The organism is Collinsella sp. TM05-37, assembly GCF_003436455.1.
Taxonomy (GTDB): Bacteria; Actinomycetota; Coriobacteriia; order Coriobacteriales; family Coriobacteriaceae; genus Collinsella.
In genome coordinates this window covers 1-16,221 of record NZ_QSPN01000003.1, presented here as the reverse complement: position 1 = coordinate 16,221, position 16,221 = coordinate 1, and the positions used below count along the sequence as shown (strand labels likewise).

Below are 16,221 nucleotides of genomic sequence, written 5' to 3'. Positions count from 1 at the left end.
TTAGCGCAGGTATAAAAGCTTTTTAATTCTAATTTATGTGCAGCAGTCGTCTTTTCGTTTAGGATAAGAAACGTATTAGTAGGTTAAGCATCGACTAAGGTTTTTAAGATTCATTCACCTTTAGTTTATTTAATTGGAGCTTGAAATGTGCGATAGCGTATTCAAGGACAAGACCCTGATGATCACGGGCGGCACCGGCTCGTTCGGCAACACCGTGCTCAAGCACTTCATGAACACCGACCTGGCCGAGATCCGCATCTTCTCGCGCGACGAGAAGAAGCAGGACGACATGCGCCACCGCCTGCAGGAGAAGTCCCCGGAGCTCGCCTCCAAGGTGCGCTTCTTCATCGGCGACGTCCGCAACGCCCAGAGCGTGCGCGACGCCATGCACGGCGTGGACTACATCTTCCACGCCGCCGCCCTCAAGCAGGTGCCCTCCTGCGAGTTCTTCCCCATGGAGGCCGTGCGCACCAACGTCATCGGCACGGACAACGTGCTCCACGCCGCCATCGACGAGGGCGTGGACCGCGTCGTGTGCCTGTCCACCGACAAGGCGGCATACCCCATCAACGCCATGGGCAAGTCCAAGGCCATGATGGAGTCCATCATCTACGCCAACGCCCGCAACGGCGCCGGCCGCACCACCATCTGCTGCACCCGCTACGGCAACGTCATGTGCTCGCGCGGCTCGGTCATCCCGCTGTTCATCGACCGCATCCGCAAGGGCGAGCCGCTCACGGTCACCGACCCCAACATGACCCGCTTCCTCATGAACCTGGACGAGGCGGTCGACCTGGTGCAGTTCGCCTTCGAGCACGCCAACCCCGGCGACCTGTTCATCCAGAAGGCGCCGGCGTCGACCATCGGCGACCTCGCCGAGGCCGTCCAGGAGGTCTTCGGGCGCACGGGCACCCAGGTGATCGGCACCCGCCACGGCGAGAAGCTCTTCGAGACCCTCATGACCCGCGAGGAGCGCCTGCGCGCCGAGGACATGGGCGGCTACTACCGCGTGGCATGCGACTCGCGCGACCTGAACTACGACAAGTTCGTCGTGGACGGCGAGGTGGAGACCCAGGCCGACGAGTCCTACACCTCCCACAACACCGAGAGGCTCGACGTGGAGGGCACCATCGCCAAGATCAAGACCGCCGAGTACGTGCAGCTTGCCCTGGAGGGCCGCGAGCACGAGGCGGTGCAGTAGGGTGCGCGTCCTCGTCACCGGCGCGAGGGGCTTCGTGGGGAGGAACCTCTGCTGCGCGCTGAAGAACATAAGGGACGGCAAGGACCGCCGCGCGAAATACCAGGCCCTGTTGCCCCTCGAGGTCATGGAGTGCGACATCGACTCCACCGCCGACGAGCTTGACGACTTCTGTTCCCGCGCCGACTTCGTCTTCAACCTGGCCGGCGTCAACCGCCCCGAGGACCAGTCCGAGTTCATGGAGGGCAACTTCGGCTTCGCCTCCACGCTGCTCGATACCCTGGAGCGCCACGGGAACACGTGCCCCGTCATGCTCTCCAGCTCCGCGCAGGCGAGCCTGTCGGGCCGCTTCGAGGGATCGGCCTACGGTGAGTCGAAGCTCGCTGGGGAGGGCCTGTTCCGGGAGTATGGTGAGCGCACCGGCGCCCCGGTGCTCATCTACCGCTTCCCCAACCTCTACGGCAAGTGGTGCCGCCCGCGCTACAACTCCGCCGTCGCGACCTTCTGCGACGCCATCGCCAACGGCCGCCCCTACACCGTGAACGACCCCAATGTCGAGCTCGAGCTCCTCTACATCGACGACCTGGTGGACGAGATGCTGGGCGCCCTGCTCGGAAACGAGCATCGCTGCGGCTACGAGGGGCTGGAGCGCGTCGAGGGCGACGGGTTCTGCTACGTCCCGGAAACCGACGTGAGGACCCTGGGCGAGATCGTCTACCTGCTGGGCAGCTTCCGCGACAGCCGCGAGACGCTTTCGGTGCCGGACCTTTCCGAGGGCTCCTTCTCCAAGAAACTCTGGAGCACGTTCCTTTCCTACTACGAGCCGGGCCGCTTCGCCTACGGCCTTAAGCCCAACATGGATGAACGAGGCTCGTTCACCGAGTTCCTGCGCACGCCGGAGCGCGGCCAGGTCTCGATCAACGTCTCGAAGCCCGGCATCACCAAGGGCAACCACTGGCACATGAGCAAGTGGGAGAGGTTCCTGGTGGTCTCCGGCACCGCCTCCATCAAGCTGAGGAAGGTGGGCGAGGATGCCGGCGGCAACCCGTTCCCCGTCGACGAGTACATCGTCTCGGGTTCGGACATGCGCGCCGTGGAGATGGTCCCCGGCTACACGCACTCCATCACCAACCTGTCCGGCACCGAGGACCTCGTGACGGTCATGTGGGCCAACGAGCCCTTCGACCCCGAGGACCCCGACACTTACTACGAGGAAGTCTAGAGGTTTTGACCAGATACGCTCATATTAATAGCGTTCCAAATGGATCCACTGGGCGCATTATGATGAAGGAGCATCTTGCTCTTATTGATCAGGGACACGAATCGCTTGCTTGCTGGGGCAGAAGAAGGCCTGCGAGCAGTGTCAGTGAATACTGTTTTGGGTCACCGGCTAATTTTATACTTGACGTTGGTCTTACTCTCCTTGACGGTAAGGCGGGCTTTCATTCGGTGAGGCAAACCGACGCGTTGATTCATCGTCTTGATGAGTTCGGTCCTGACGTGGTTCACTTGCACAACCTCCATGGTTACTATTTGAATATTGATAAACTGTTTAAATGGTTGATTAGATCTGATTGTCGTGTTGTATGGACTTTGCACGACTGCTGGGCTTTTACCGGCCATTGCCCTTATTTCACCTATTCTTGCTGCAATCAATGGAAAACTGGATGTGGCGCCAAGAGGTGCCCTCAACTTATGGGATATCCTCCAACTATTAATTCTGCATCATGTAAATGGAGCTACGAGGCCAAACGTTCGATTTTCACTTCGCTGCCTTCCAATCGAATGACTATCATTACCCCTTCTAAATGGCTGGCTGGACTGGTCGCTTGTAGCTATTTATCAAAGTATCCGATTGAGGTTGTACACAATACGATTGATCTCAACGTTTTTAAGCCACGATCCAATAGTGAGGTTTTTAGCGTTAAGGAGAAATACGGCCTTGATTCGAGGAAAATTATTTTAGGGGTTGCCTCTCCATGGTCCAAGCGTAAGGGTCTTTCAGACTTTTTTGCCCTTGCGGATAAGCTTGACAAGTCCGAGTATTCTATTGTTTTGGTTGGACTGAGTGCTAAGCAGATGAGGCAACTACCTCCGGGGGTGGTTGGTATTCCGCGAACCGACTCTCAGATAGAGTTGGCCTCACTATATAGTTCTGCCTCCGTTTTATTCAATCCAACATACGAAGATAATTATCCTACGGTCAATCTTGAGGCTGAGGCTTGTGGGGTTCCGGTCGTTTGTTACGATGTCGGTGGATGCTCCGAGACCTTGCATAGGGACGATTCAAAACTTGTTGAATGTGGTGACGTGTTGTCCGCCTCATTATTGTTGGCTAAATACTAGACTCGGCTTTTAGGGAAAACTATGACTTCCAATATTTCTTTTAATAACGACGGCCGCCTAAAGCTGTTGATCATCGTGGGCACCCGCCCCGAGGTCATCCGCCTGTCCGAGGTCATCAAGAAGTGCCGCCGCCACTTCGACTGCCTGCTGGCGCACACCGGGCAGAACTACGACTACACGCTCAACGGCATCTTCTTCCGCGACTTGTCGTTGGAAGACCCCGACGTCTACCTGGACGCCGTGGGCGCCGACTTGGGCGAGACCGTGGGCAACATCATCGCCGCGAGCTATAAGCTCATGGTTGAGGTGAAGCCCGACGCGCTGCTGATCCTGGGCGACACCAACAGCTGCCTGTCGGCAATCGCGGCCAAGAGGCTCCACATCCCCATCTTCCACATGGAGGCGGGCAACCGCTGCAAGGACGAGTGCCTGCCCGAGGAGACCAACCGCCGCATCGTCGACGTGATCTCCGACGTCAACCTGGCCTACTCCGAGCACGCCCGCCGCTACCTCAAGGACACCGGCTGCGCCCCCGAGCGCACCTACGTCACGGGCTCGCCCATGGCGGAGGTTCTGCGCGCAAATCTGGATAAGATCAAGACCTCCGACATCCTCACCGAGCTCGGCCTGGAGCCCAAGCACTACATGCTGCTGTCCGCCCACCGCGAGGAGAACATCGACACCGAGGCGAACTTCGCGAGCCTGTTCACCGCCATCAACGCGCTTGCGGAGAAATACGACATGCCGATCCTGTACTCCTGCCACCCGCGCTCCCGCAAGCGCCTGGAGGCCACCGGCTTCAAGCTGGACCCGCGCGTGCGCATGCACGAGCCCATGGGCTTCCACGACTACAACTGCCTGCAGATGAACGCCTTTGCGGTGGTGTCGGACTCCGGCACCCTGCCCGAGGAGTCCAGCTTCTTCGCGAGCGTCGGCCGCCCGTTCCCGGCGGTGTGCATCCGTACCTCCACCGAGCGCCCCGAGGCGCTGGACAAGGCGTGCTTCACGCTCGCCGGCATCTCCGAGAAGGGTCTTCTGCAGGCCGTCCACACTGCCGTCGAGCTCGATGCGGAGGGGTCGCTGCCCGAGGCGCCCGTTCCCGACTACGCCGACGAGACCGTGTCCACCAAGGTTGTCAAGATCATCCAGAGCTACACCGGCGTCGTGGACAAGATGGTGTGGAGGAAGAGCATTTAATGACTAGCTCATGCGCTGGTAAAAAAATACTTGTCGTAACGCAGCATTTTTATCCGGAGACTTTTCGAGTCAACGACATCGTCGAAGGCTTTATTGAAGACGGTGCAAGCGTTGATGTCCTTTGCGGTATTCCAAATTATCCTTCAGGTGAATGGGCTGAAGGATATGGTTATTGTGGCCATCGTTGCGATGATTACCATGGTGCGTCTGTCTTTCGGTCTGGTGAAATACGCCGAAAGGGTAATACTTCGGCCCGCATTTTCCTGAACTATATTAGCTGGCCGATTACTGCATCTTTCAAGGCGTTAAGGCTCAAAAACAATTACGACGTTGTATTTTGCTATAATACAAGTCCTATTTTGATGATAATTCCAGCAAGGTTTGCTGCATTGCGAAGTAAATGTCCTCTTGTCACCTATGTCTTGGATATTTGGCCTGAAAATTTGTACACCGTTTTAAATGTCCAAAATAGCTTTCTGAGAGCTTTTGCCAAATCGTTTTGCGACAAGCAGTATGCTGCCTGTAATAAGCTGATTGCCTTGAGTGACTCTTTGGCCGACAACTTATTTCATAGGATTAAACCTTTGAATCCGGATGTTTCGATAAGTGTAATACCTCAGCACTGTGAGGAGGTTTACGAACAAAAGAGTATTTCACAGGAGCTGAGATCGCAATTTGGAAGTCAGTGCGTTTTCCTTTTTGCCGGATCAATAACTCCCGCACAGGGTCTTGACACAGTTGTTGAGGCATTCTCGTATGCAATCAAAAATAGTTCTGTTGAGATGAAGCTGCTAATTCTTGGCGATGGCATGTCCAGAGCGGAATTGCAGAAGACCGTTGCAAATAAGGGACTAAGCGAGTCCATTTTGTTTATAGGGCGCGTAGATCCTGAAGTTGTGCCCACGTATTCAGATATTGCAACGGCAATGATTGCACCATTTGCTGACAATCCTGAGTTAGAGCTTACTATTCCGGCGAAAATTTCAAGTTGCATGGCGTCTTCGAAACCAATACTTGCTGTAATGCGCGGCGAAGGCGCCAATGCGGTTCGTTCTGCTAGGTGCGGATTCGTCTCCAATCCCTCAGATGCTAGCGCACTTGCTAGCAACATGGTGAAAATTGCTTCAATGAATAAAGACGCCATTGAAGCGTTGGGATCCAATGGCTTCAATTATTATCGTGAGCATTTCTCGAGATTGGTTTGTTTGGATAAAATTAAGCAAGTTCTATTTTCAATATAGGTCCGATGTGGATCGTTGGGGTTTTAATGGATGACATGTTGCGGGTGTTGGTAATCATTCCTGCCTATAATGAGCAAGCCAATATTGTTCAGACTGTTTCGTCGGTTGTTGAAGCTGGTTATGATTATGTTGTTGTAAATGATGGTTCAACCGATAAAACTCTATCTATCTGTCGTCAGCATGGATTTAATGTCCTCGACCTTCCGCAGAATTTAGGCATCGGTGGTGCCGTTCAGGCCGGTCATAAATATGCGCTCAGACATGGCTATGACATTGATGTCCAGGTTGATGGTGACGGTCAGCATGATCCTTCTTATATCGGGAATTTAATCGAGCCGATTATTGATGGTGCCGATTTAACCATCGGTTCCAGATTTGCCGTGCCCACGGAAGGCTTTCAGTCTACATTTTTAAGGAGAGTGGGTATCCGATGGCTTTCTGGTTGGTTGAGGTTATTTACCGGAAAGACGATTAAAGATCCTACTTCTGGATTTCGCGCGTGCGGAAAAAAGGCTATAGACCTGTTCTGTAGGGACTACCCAGACGATTACCCTGAGCCTGAATCTATTGCCGCAGCATTAAAAACTGGTCTTTCAGTGGTTGAGGTTCCCGTACTTATGCGCGAGAGACAGGGCGGAGTGTCATCAATTTCTGGCTTTTCTTCAATTTATTACATGATTAAAGTTTCGCTTGCAATTTCCATGGCCTGTTTTGTTTATAGAAAGGCGGCTCACTAATGAGTATGATAATTCGTGTGGGCGCTGGCGTAATTTTTAGTGGCCTTTTCTTTTATGTCGTCTCCTTAGTCGGCAAAGGAAAGCTACTTTTAAAGTACTCGTTACTATGGCTCTGCCTGTGCGTGGTGGCGCTATTAAGCGTTTGCTTTCCGGAGTTGATTTATCGAATCTCAGGCTGTATCGGGTTTATTAGTCCTTCGAATTTTGCGTTTCTCGTCGCCGTGGTACTTTTATTGATGATTTCTCTATCTCTCAGTATTGCGATCAGCAGACTCGTTACGGCTTGCAAGAACTTAACTCAACGTATTGCGATACTTGAAAATGAGAATGATGTTTTGCGGAATCAGCAGAGTTAATTAAAGACGGAGTTTAGATTAACTGTATGAACAACTATTTAGCAGCGGAAGCTCGAAACCATCGCGTTTGCGGCGGCTTGTATCGCCTTTACCATGTCGGTATTTTTGTCCTGCCGTTATCTTTTGCACTGATATATCTGTCTTTGTTTGTTAATTACATTGATGCTTTCTATGGCACGGTTGGCTTTACAATTGCCAACCCGATGCTTAATGACGATAGGGCAGTTCTATTTGTTGCTGGATTGACTATTATATTTGTCATTTCTGTAATCAAATTGGTTGAGTATAAAAGCGAGTTTTTGTATAAATATCGATGGTTAATCGGTATGACTGTAGCGTTGCTTGCCGTTGCTTTTAAAATCAGCGGTTCATCGCTTGGCATGTGGAGCATTATGCTCCCTGAAAACGCTGATACTCCGTTTTGGGGTATACCGAGGTCCCTTCGAAGTGATGAGTTCTCAGTTGGAACCCTGTTTCAATTATCTCAATCCCATAATGGCTATGCTCCAATTTCGGAAATCCTGAGAGGAGATTTAACGGATGTCCGGATGGTTTATGGCGCTGCCTGCTGGAGCGTAATCACGTTATTTAGACCAGTGCTTTGGGGTTATTTGCTATTTGGTTTTGAATTCGGCCTAGCGTTTGCCTGGTTCGCGAAACTATGTCTAATGGTTCTTGTCTCTTTTGATTGTGCCTTTCTCATTATTAAGTCAAAGCCGCTCAGCTTTCTCTTTTCATGCTTGCTTTGTTTTTCGCCATTAATTCAATGGTGGGGCACGGGCGAGGTGATTCTTTATGGCCAAGCCCTTGTCTTGTTGTTGGATAGGGCGCTCTTTACTCAAAAAAGAAATATCAGGATTATTGCGCTAGCTGCTATAGCATGGCTATGTGGTTGTTACATAATGCTCATGTACCCTGCTTGGATGGTCCCATTTTTCTTCATTTTTGCCTTGATGGGTGTATTTAGAACAACAGAGTATTGTCAAACTTTAAAATCTAACAATCAACATTCAGTTCTTGCATGGTCACTAATTGATACTTTTGTTTTAGTATCCTGCCTGTTGATTTCAGCGGGACTAATATTCCTTTCCTTCTTCCAGTCCTCCGAAGCAATGACATCTGTTATGAATACCGTTTATCCTGGTGCGCGCTTTGAAACAGGTGGAAGCGGACTTCCTGAACTTTTTTCTTATGCAATTTCACTCTTTTACGCCTTTGATTCACCACTGGTTTCAAATGAATGCGAAATTGCAACCATTCTTTGCTTCTTCCCTCTTGGAACGCTTGCATCTCTGCTCTGTTTTATTAAAAGGCGGGATTGGCAGCTATTTTTGCTTACGGCACTTCAATTGTTTTTCCTGGCCTTTGCATTTATTGGTTTTCCGTCATTTCTATCTCGAATGACCTTAATGTATAACGTCCCCGTTCTGCGACTGTTGTTTCCTATTGGTTACCTGGAACTTCTCCTATTTTTGATTTCTGTCGAAAAGGCTAAAGAATCCCAAGGGAATAATAGCTCCATTGGTTATTTGTCAATTATCTTAATAATCGGTCTTATTCTGAGTTCAGCATTCCAGATTTTCATCCTTCTTTCTGCGAAATATCTTGTTGCAAGGATGCTGTATTTGTTGATGTTTATATTGTTCTGTCTTTTTTCGTGCCTTTCGTTTCGCTCCTATATTCTTGGTAAAAAATGTACCGGTTTATTTGTTGCTTTCGCGATTTGCTTCGGCGTAATTCCAGGGCTCTGTATCAATCCAGTTCAAATCGGTGCGGCTCCAATTACAGATACGAATTTAGAGGCTCTCGTTAATCAGTTTGTCGAAGAGAGTGATTATTCAGATAAATGGGTTGTCGATGGTTCTTGGACAGTTGCCAATCTTTGCGCTGCATATGGAGCGCCTGTAATTAACTCTACCAATGCTTATCCTGATCTGGCGCGTTGGAATTCTATCGATGAAAATAACGAGAACGAGTGCGCATACAACAGGTATGCTCATGTCATTGCTAATGTATTCGCCCCGTCTACGTCATTTAATTCCACTCAGGATGATCTCTTCACAGTGAATTTGACTGAAGATGATTTGAGGCAGCTTTATGTGAAGTACGTTATGTCTAGTAGGGATTTGACGGAGTTTTCATCTGATAAATTACAAATTAGGCAATTAGGTTCAGCAAACGGGTTTGTTCTATATGAATTGACCTATTAGGAAGAAGGGGCTGCTGGTTAAACCGGCAGCCCCTTCTTCTTTTTTACGTGTTTATGATATAAGCATCATAGCGCTTTTAAATTTGATAATACAAATTCCCGCTGATGATGTTGCTGTTTATATACGGATCGCCTTTCACGTAATATTCTGGCCATAGGTAGTTGAGCAATGAGTATTCCCTATGGAACCTCATTTTCTTTTCGTCGCTGATTTCATAGCCTCGCGATAGCGACTCATAATGATACAGCTCGGTGTCGGGTGTATATACAACAAGATAGTTGTGACTTCTCACTTTGAGGCAATAGTCAACATCATTAAAAGCAACAGCCAGCTCTTCTCTAAAGCCACCGACTTCGTCGAATACAGCTCTCTTAGTCATGAGGCATGCTGCAGTTACTGCGCTTAGATCTTGCGTGCGGTCACATAGATTGAAGTAGCCCCAATTACCTCTGGGGTAGTCTTTTCCAAGGTGGCCGGCTCCAATTCCTCCGATACCGACGCCCGCATGTTGCAAAGTATTGTCGCTGTAGAAAAGTCTTGCGCCAACAATGCCAACTTCTTTTCGTGAACAAATGCCCAGCATGTTTTCAATCCAGTTTGGGGTTAGAACTTCTGTATCGTTGTTTAACAAGAGAAGGTAATCGCCCTTTGCTTTGCTAGCGCCAAAGTTCATCAGTTTTGAAAAATTGAATTCTGCACCCCAATATTCGATGCGGATCATATCGGGATAGCATTTTTCTAATTCAGAGTAGTACTCGAATGTTTCTGGGTTCTCGCTGTTGTTTTCAATGATGACGATTTCGTAGTTATCGTACGTTGAGCGTTCAATGATCGACTTAATGCACGTATCGAGAACAGAGGGATGGTCCTTTGTCGGAATAATGATTGATACAAGTGGATGACTATCTGGAACTGCATAGGTAACTTTATAAGTGAAGGGGTCGTTTCCACGGTAAACCTTTGCGGAAACATCAAGTCTGTCCAAATGGGCCTGTACGGCTTTGACGCCAGCATCCCATGCATATAGCTTTGAGTTCGGGTCACCTGCAGTTGAGTTTTCGGTCATTCTCCAGTGGTACAGAATTTTAGCCACGTGTACCACATTTCGTGCGTTTTCTATCGCCTTAAGCGTCAGGTCATGGTCTTGGGCTCCATCGTACTGCTCGTCGCCGTACTCCAGAGAATCGAATAGTGTCTTTCTGATTGCAAGAAAATGGCAAATATAATTAACGCTTCGTAGTAAATCGATGCTTAAATCTGGCTTAAAGAATGGGTCACCATAGCTGCCATTGGCAAACAGTTTGTCTTCGTCGCAGTAAATGAGATCAGTATTGTTTTCAGCATTAATTGCATGCGCATATTCATAAAGCGCCGCGGGCTCAAGAGTATCGTCGTGGTCCAAGAAGCAAATGAAATCTCCATTCGCTTCTTTTGTTCCGGCAAGAGTATTTTTGGAAATGCCGGAATTGCTCGCTAGCTCTATCACCTTAATGCGAGCGTCATTATTCTTAGCGGTTTCGATCATATCCACAAGCGCACTGTTATCTGGGCTTGCATTGACCAGCACAAGCTCCCAGTTCGCATAACTCTGTTTAAGAACTGATTCCACCATTTCCCTGAACAAATTATCGGGTGTGTTGAATAGGGGAACGACGATGCTAAACAAAGGCATTTTCTTGAAGGTAACCATCGATTGTTTTTCGAGCATCGCCGAGCTTGCCTTGTGTTGTTCGAGCCATTTTGGATATGCAGATGGATCAATCGAAATAGGTTGCATCTTCGATGTGGTTAAAATGCGCAGCCTTTCGAGCTCTTCGTTGTCCACAACAGCGAAGCTGTTAAAGCTCGGGTGATTGTCATCTTCGATTGTGAAGATTAGCCTATTTGTGCTATTTGGGATTCGGACCGAGTATTGAATCTCGCGCCGTTTTTTATTGGGGGCAAACCACAAGGGAATCGTAATGTCATCGGTGGTGATCGGCTCGATCTCAATTCGATTCATCGAAGTATCGAAGCAGCTGATGGCTATTTTGTTGTCGTTGCGCTGAGGAAGTTTTACTGAGCAGCGAAGAATGGCCTCATCTCCATCTTCGATAAACTCGTGAAAACGCATGCTTGCTACATCCAAGTCATGCTTATCGTCATAGTTCCTAATGGAATGGGACAAATCATTCTTAATTTTGTAGTTTAATCTTGACGCCCATTTTGCCGTGCCAAAGCTGATTTTAATGGCATCGTAGGCATATTGCGCATTCAAATCATTAATCTGAATATCGCAATCACCAGTTCCGAGGTCGGGAAGAACTATGACGTATTGATTGTTATTTGACTCGTATGGATAGATTGAGCTTGGTATTGTCGTTCCGTCGCTCTTTGCTGCTGTCACCTGAATATTTGATGCATCTGTCTCAACATTCTTTAGAAGAACGTACACCTTCCCGCTTCCGCGGCAAATGCAATCCATGTTAATTTTCATTTCAATTTACCTTTCCGTTGCACTGAAGATGTCTGTGCTATTTCACCTTGATCTAGGGTTTATTCTTACATTGAATTAGCCCAGTACGGGTAGCCTCTCTATTCTTTCTTGGTATCGGATGCGCGCTGCTGTAATTCGACGTTCATGCCATGTGGCCGTAGTCGAATTGCTTTGCTCGTCTAGCGGATGAATGTTTTCATACCCAATTGGATGCATATACTCTTTAGGATTCGCTATATACATTTGCGTTGCTTCGAGATTTCCACTGCACTTACTTCTTAAATCGGGATTTCCATTCAGAAGAGAGCTAATAGAAAAATGAGGATGCGCAACTCGATGTTCGTTAATGCCGATTGCAATGAAATGTTCCAGCGCTCCATGGGGGTCGTCTTTATATCTATCGAATAGATCCTCGTAATGATTTACATAAAAGGAATAATCAAATACAGATGAATAGTCTGCTCCGTTAAATATTGCATTCGTAGAGCAAGCGCACGTAAGTTGCGGTCTCCTTTGAGGCCACGCGCTTTGATCGATCGTGAGGGCCTCTTTATTTATTGGGTTAAAGATGCGGCATTCATAGCATCTTATGTCTTCCTTTTTAAGGAAGACATTGAATAGTCGTTCTGAGATAAAGCCAGGCATCCTTTGTTGATAGCTATCGCGACCACTTATATAGTCAATTCGCTTATCAAGTTGTTTTTCAATTTTGAAAAGCCACTTACAATATCTGTCCATCAGTTCCTTTTTACAAATAAACATATTGCATGGCGAAAAAGAGCACTCCTCACAAATTGCTTCATCAAAAGCATCCAAGTAGCCAGGGCATTTCGTCCTGATGATTTCCCTTGCCTGTAGCAGATCTGTCGAAGAGTGGATCATTCTATACTGCTCAGCAACAGTGATTAAGTTGCACCCGATTGAGCTTGTGCAGGGTTCTTTGGCTGCAACAATGCAGTCATGCTTGGTAAGAATGTTCTCAATTTCATAGTCTCTGAGCATCTGCTTCGAGTCGTTGGGGGACTCAAATGCCCTTCGATAATGCGTGAGCCCAACTATCGACTCAGGAGAATTCTTCCATATCCAATAGAGGCCGGTAAGCTCGCAGTAGTGTTTGTTTTTCTGGGAAATATTATCGCCTTGATCGTCGTACAGCCATCCAGCCTGACGATTGTCTGTTGGAATGGAGCTTGCCCCAACGTAGAGCGGCTGATATGGCGCTTGCGCATCAATGCCAAAGTGCTTATGCGCTGCAATGTAAATCTTCACTGTTCCTGACGCTCTTTCCGTGCTGAGGCAATTAGATGGCCTGTTCAATGGGTATCGCTCATATATTTTTAATTGATATGACCGATAGAGATTATTATATAAGTCGTAACTAAATCAGTTAAATGACACGGAGGACTACATGAAAGGCATCATCCTCGCCGGCGGGTCCGGCACCCGCCTGTACCCGCTCACGCTCGTGACCTCCAAGCAGCTGCTGCCGGTCTACGACAAGCCCATGATCTACTACCCGCTGTCCACCCTCATGCTGGCGGGCATCCGGGACATCCTTATCATCTCCACGCCTACGGACCTGCCCAACTTCGAGCGCCTGCTCGGGGACGGCTCGCGCTACGGCGTGAACCTCTCCTACGCCGAGCAGCCGAGCCCCGACGGCCTGGCGCAGGCCTTCACCATCGGCGAGGAGTTCATCGGCGGCGAGCCGTGCGCCCTCGTGCTCGGCGACAACATCTTCTACGGCAACGGACTGTCGCGCCACCTGACGCGCGCCGTCCAGAACGCCGAGTCGGGCCGCGCCACGGTCTTCGGCTACCACGTGGACGACCCCGAGCGCTTCGGCGTCGTTGAGTTCGACGGCGAGGGCAGGGCCGTCTCCATCGAGGAGAAGCCCGAGTGCCCCAAGAGCTCCTACGCCGTCACCGGCCTGTACTTCTACCCGGGCGACGTGGCAGCCAAGGCCCACCAGGTGAAGCCCTCCGCGCGCGGCGAGCTGGAGATCACCACGCTCAACCAGATGTACCTGGAGGAGGGGACGCTGTCCGTCGTCACCCTCGGCCGCGGCTACGCGTGGCTGGACACCGGCACCATGGAGAGCCTGCACGAGGCCGCGGAGTTCGTCCGCGCCGTGGAGCACTCCCAGGACCTGCCCGTGTCCGTGCCCGAGGAGATCGCCTGGGAGAACGGCTGGATCACGACCGCCGAGCTGGAGGAGGCAGCGAAGGCCTACGGCAAGTCGGTCTACGGGCAGCACCTGAAGAAGGTCGCCGCCGGCGAGATCGTCAACAGCCCGCGCGAGTACTAGCGCAAGCTTGTTTTCTTTTAGGGGTCACCGTTTATCTGGTGGCCCCTTTCGTTATGATTACGTTGACCATAAAGACAATATGATTGGGAGTGGATGTGTTAAGCGTCTACTTTGGCGATATGCCAGAAGCGATTTACAACACAGCGACATATTTCAAAAACTCTTACCGGTCTTCTTGGATTACGGATCCCTATGCAGTCTCGATAATTAAAGATGTTGATCGATCGGATGTTGTCTCCGAAAACGTCATCGAAAGCCCTGTGCTTGGATTCATCTCCCCACTCCAGCTTTCTGGTGGCGTGAAAACGCTGCTGCTTATGAGATTTGATCGTAAGCAAATTTTTAACGCTTCTACCTGTGGTGACAACTGTGCCAAGTGGATTCTCGACATGGCGAAAGACCGCAAGCTTGTTGTGAATCTCTATCATGTGATGGACTTTGGTCGCGAGGATTTTAAAATTAAAGTCGTGAATAGCGGCCGAATCGTTCACAACATGGCCGAATTGATTCACGAGTCGATTCCGTATCTGTAGGTACTGCTTATGAACGGTTCGCATCTCGTTAAGATTTCCCGCCGCAGGGGAACTAAGTACACATTTACCATCAAGCGGAACATCACTATTGTGCGTGGCGATAGTGGCACGGGTAAGACGACACTGTTTGACATGGTCGCAGACTACATGCGAACGGGCGAGCAGTCGGGCGTTTCCTTGCAATGCGATTGTCCCTGTGTCGCCCTGACCGATTATGATTGGCGAAACCAGCTTTCGTCCGTTCATGACTCGATTGTATTTGTCGATGAGGGCTTAAAAGAGATCCATTCTGATGAGTTTGCCCATCATGTGCTGTATTCCTCGAATTATTTCGTGCTGATCTCAAGGGCTGATTTCCCCAATCTTCCGTATAGCGTGGATGAGATTTACAAGATTAAGACGAGCGGAAAATACCATTCTTTCGTCCCTGTTTATCAAGATCGCGGGAATCATCGTTATGCTATTTCCCGGTCGGCGCCAAAACAGGACTTTTCTATCCTTCTATGCGAGGACAGTAAGTCTGGTTTCCAGTTCTTTGAACGGCATTTCGCTGACAGTGAGCTTACCTGTACTTCGGCCATGACGAACAGCGCGATTTTGGGCTGGTTGGATCAGCATCTCGACGATCGCGTGTTTGTTGTCGCGGACGGGGCGGCATTTGGGTGCTATGCGGACCGCGTCCTTAAGCTGCAAGACATTCACCGCGATACTGTTACGGTTTGTCTTCCCGAATCATTCGAGTGGCTTCTACTGAGCTCCGGCGTAATTTCAGAGCTAGATGTTAAGGCGGTTTTGGAAACCCCAGAAGCCTTTGTAAACAGTGAGAAGTTTAAAAGCTGGGAGGATTTCTTCTATAAGTACTTACGTGAAATAACTGGGGATTCGGTTTTTCACTACGACAAAGACTGCATTTCGGAGGCGTTTTGTACAGGAGGTAATTCTGCGAAGGTTATGGCTCTTATCGCATGCCGAAATGTCCGATAGTTTTGTTGAATAGCGTCGCGGCGTCACTTCCTGCGGCATACTAAAGAAGCTGTACATGCTTCAGATTGGATTTTCATGTCTGAGATTTTCGAACCCAAGAATATCATCGTCACGGGCGGCTGCGGCTTCATCGGCAGCAACTTCGTGCACTACGTGGTCAACAACCACCCCGAGGTGCACGTCACCGTCCTGGACAAGCTGACCTACGCCGGCAACCCCGAGAACATCGCGGGGCTGCCCGAGGATAGGGTCGAGCTCGTCGTGGGCGACATCTGCGACGCCGAGCTGCTGGACAGGCTGGTCCCCGGCCACGACGCCATCGTGCACTACGCCGCCGAGAGCCACAACGACAACTCCATCGCCGACCCGGAGCCGTTCCTGCGCACGAACGTGGAGGGCACCTTCCGCCTGCTGGAGGCCGTGAGGAAATACGGCATCCGCTACCACCACGTCTCCACCGACGAGGTCTACGGCGACCTGGCGCTCGACGACCCGGCCAAGTTCACCGAGGAGACGCCCTATAAGCCCTCCTCGCCGTACAGCTCGACCAAGGCCAGCTCCGACATGCTCGTGCGCGCATGGACCCGCACCTACGGCCTGCGCACCACGATCTCCAACTGCTCCAACAACTACGG

Annotated in this window: 14 protein-coding genes; 12 read left to right on the top strand and 2 right to left on the bottom strand. The window is 50.1% G+C overall.

The window, feature by feature from the left end; translation table 11 throughout:
• The first annotated feature begins 145 nt into the window (after positions 1–145).
• From DXD48_RS02650 to DXD48_RS02615, 8 genes are read left to right on the top strand one after another with little or no spacing between them, the layout of a single operon-like run.
• Positions 146–1,201 carry a polysaccharide biosynthesis protein gene (locus DXD48_RS02650; RefSeq protein WP_117563887.1) on the top strand — a complete coding sequence of 352 codons (1,056 nt, stop codon included), beginning with the start codon at positions 146–148 and terminating at the stop codon, positions 1,199–1,201.
• A 1-nt stretch (position 1,202) separates the two neighbouring features.
• The gene (locus tag DXD48_RS02645) at positions 1,203–2,420 is read left to right on the top strand and encodes an NAD-dependent epimerase/dehydratase family protein (protein ID WP_117563886.1); all 1,218 of its coding nucleotides are present in this window, start codon (positions 1,203–1,205) and stop codon (positions 2,418–2,420) included.
• A 59-nt stretch (positions 2,421–2,479) separates the two neighbouring features.
• Positions 2,480–3,544: a glycosyltransferase gene (locus tag DXD48_RS02640; RefSeq protein ID WP_117563885.1), complete on the top strand. Its 1,065-nt coding sequence runs from the start codon at positions 2,480–2,482 to the stop codon at positions 3,542–3,544.
• A gap of 21 nt (positions 3,545–3,565) precedes the next feature.
• A complete protein-coding gene (gene wecB, locus DXD48_RS02635; protein ID WP_117563884.1) occupies positions 3,566–4,741 on the top strand; it encodes a non-hydrolyzing UDP-N-acetylglucosamine 2-epimerase in 1,176 nt (391 codons plus the stop codon).
• The gene (locus tag DXD48_RS02630) at positions 4,723–5,982 is read left to right on the top strand and encodes a glycosyltransferase family 4 protein (protein ID WP_147324133.1); all 1,260 of its coding nucleotides are present in this window, start codon (positions 4,723–4,725) and stop codon (positions 5,980–5,982) included. Before wecB ends, DXD48_RS02630 begins: the two co-directional genes overlap by 19 nt.
• A 26-nt stretch (positions 5,983–6,008) precedes the next feature.
• Positions 6,009–6,719: a glycosyltransferase family 2 protein gene (locus DXD48_RS02625; protein ID WP_233502336.1), complete on the top strand. Its 711-nt coding sequence runs from the start codon at positions 6,009–6,011 to the stop codon at positions 6,717–6,719.
• On the top strand, positions 6,719–7,075 hold the full coding sequence (locus DXD48_RS10360; RefSeq protein ID WP_117563882.1) for a DUF2304 domain-containing protein: 357 nt from the start codon (positions 6,719–6,721) through the stop codon (positions 7,073–7,075). The genes DXD48_RS02625 and DXD48_RS10360 overlap by 1 nt, the downstream gene beginning before the upstream one ends.
• A 26-nt stretch (positions 7,076–7,101) precedes the next feature.
• Entirely contained in the window at positions 7,102–9,285 is a 2,184-nt protein-coding gene (locus tag DXD48_RS02615) for a hypothetical protein (RefSeq protein WP_117563881.1), read from the top strand.
• A 76-nt stretch (positions 9,286–9,361) separates the two neighbouring features.
• On the opposite strand, the gene DXD48_RS02610 is transcribed toward DXD48_RS02615, so the two are convergent.
• Both DXD48_RS02610 and DXD48_RS02605 read right to left on the bottom strand, forming a co-directional pair.
• The gene (locus tag DXD48_RS02610) at positions 9,362–11,761 is read right to left on the bottom strand and encodes a glycosyltransferase (protein WP_117563880.1); all 2,400 of its coding nucleotides are present in this window, start codon (positions 11,759–11,761) and stop codon (positions 9,362–9,364) included.
• A gap of 75 nt (positions 11,762–11,836) precedes the next feature.
• Entirely contained in the window at positions 11,837–13,030 is a 1,194-nt protein-coding gene (locus tag DXD48_RS02605) for a DUF4422 domain-containing protein (protein WP_158548911.1), read from the bottom strand.
• A 139-nt stretch (positions 13,031–13,169) separates the two neighbouring features.
• Here DXD48_RS02605 and rfbA point away from each other — a divergent pair, with 139 nt between their 5' ends.
• From rfbA to DXD48_RS02585, 4 genes are all read left to right on the top strand, one after another.
• Positions 13,170–14,069 (top strand): glucose-1-phosphate thymidylyltransferase RfbA, encoded by a 900-nt coding sequence (gene rfbA / locus DXD48_RS02600; protein ID WP_089573663.1) that lies wholly within the window; start codon positions 13,170–13,172, stop codon positions 14,067–14,069.
• Positions 14,070–14,164: 95 nt separating this feature from the next.
• On the top strand, positions 14,165–14,602 hold the full coding sequence (locus tag DXD48_RS02595) for a DUF4869 domain-containing protein (RefSeq protein WP_055252684.1): 438 nt from the start codon (positions 14,165–14,167) through the stop codon (positions 14,600–14,602).
• 9 nt (positions 14,603–14,611) lie between these two features.
• Positions 14,612–15,586, top strand: coding sequence for a hypothetical protein (locus DXD48_RS02590; protein WP_117563878.1), 975 nt, complete (start codon positions 14,612–14,614; stop codon positions 15,584–15,586).
• Between the two features lie 75 nt (positions 15,587–15,661).
• On the top strand, positions 15,662–16,221 hold a 560-nt coding region (locus DXD48_RS02585), incomplete at its 3' end, for a dTDP-glucose 4,6-dehydratase (RefSeq protein WP_117563877.1).

Coding starts and splice junctions, on each gene's coding strand:
- DXD48_RS02625 (WP_233502336.1), top strand. CDS start 6,009: ATGGATGACATGTTGCGGGTGTTGGTAATCATTCCTGCCTATAATGAG.
- wecB (WP_117563884.1), top strand. CDS start 3,566: ATGACTTCCAATATTTCTTTTAATAACGACGGCCGCCTAAAGCTGTTG.
- DXD48_RS02650 (WP_117563887.1), top strand. CDS start 146: ATGTGCGATAGCGTATTCAAGGACAAGACCCTGATGATCACGGGCGGC.
- DXD48_RS02640 (WP_117563885.1), top strand. CDS start 2,480: ATGATGAAGGAGCATCTTGCTCTTATTGATCAGGGACACGAATCGCTT.
- DXD48_RS10360 (WP_117563882.1), top strand. CDS start 6,719: ATGAGTATGATAATTCGTGTGGGCGCTGGCGTAATTTTTAGTGGCCTT.
- DXD48_RS02615 (WP_117563881.1), top strand. CDS start 7,102: ATGAACAACTATTTAGCAGCGGAAGCTCGAAACCATCGCGTTTGCGGC.
- DXD48_RS02610 (WP_117563880.1), bottom strand. CDS start 11,761: ATGAAAATTAACATGGATTGCATTTGCCGCGGAAGCGGGAAGGTGTAC.
- DXD48_RS02590 (WP_117563878.1), top strand. CDS start 14,612: ATGAACGGTTCGCATCTCGTTAAGATTTCCCGCCGCAGGGGAACTAAG.
- rfbA (WP_089573663.1), top strand. CDS start 13,170: ATGAAAGGCATCATCCTCGCCGGCGGGTCCGGCACCCGCCTGTACCCG.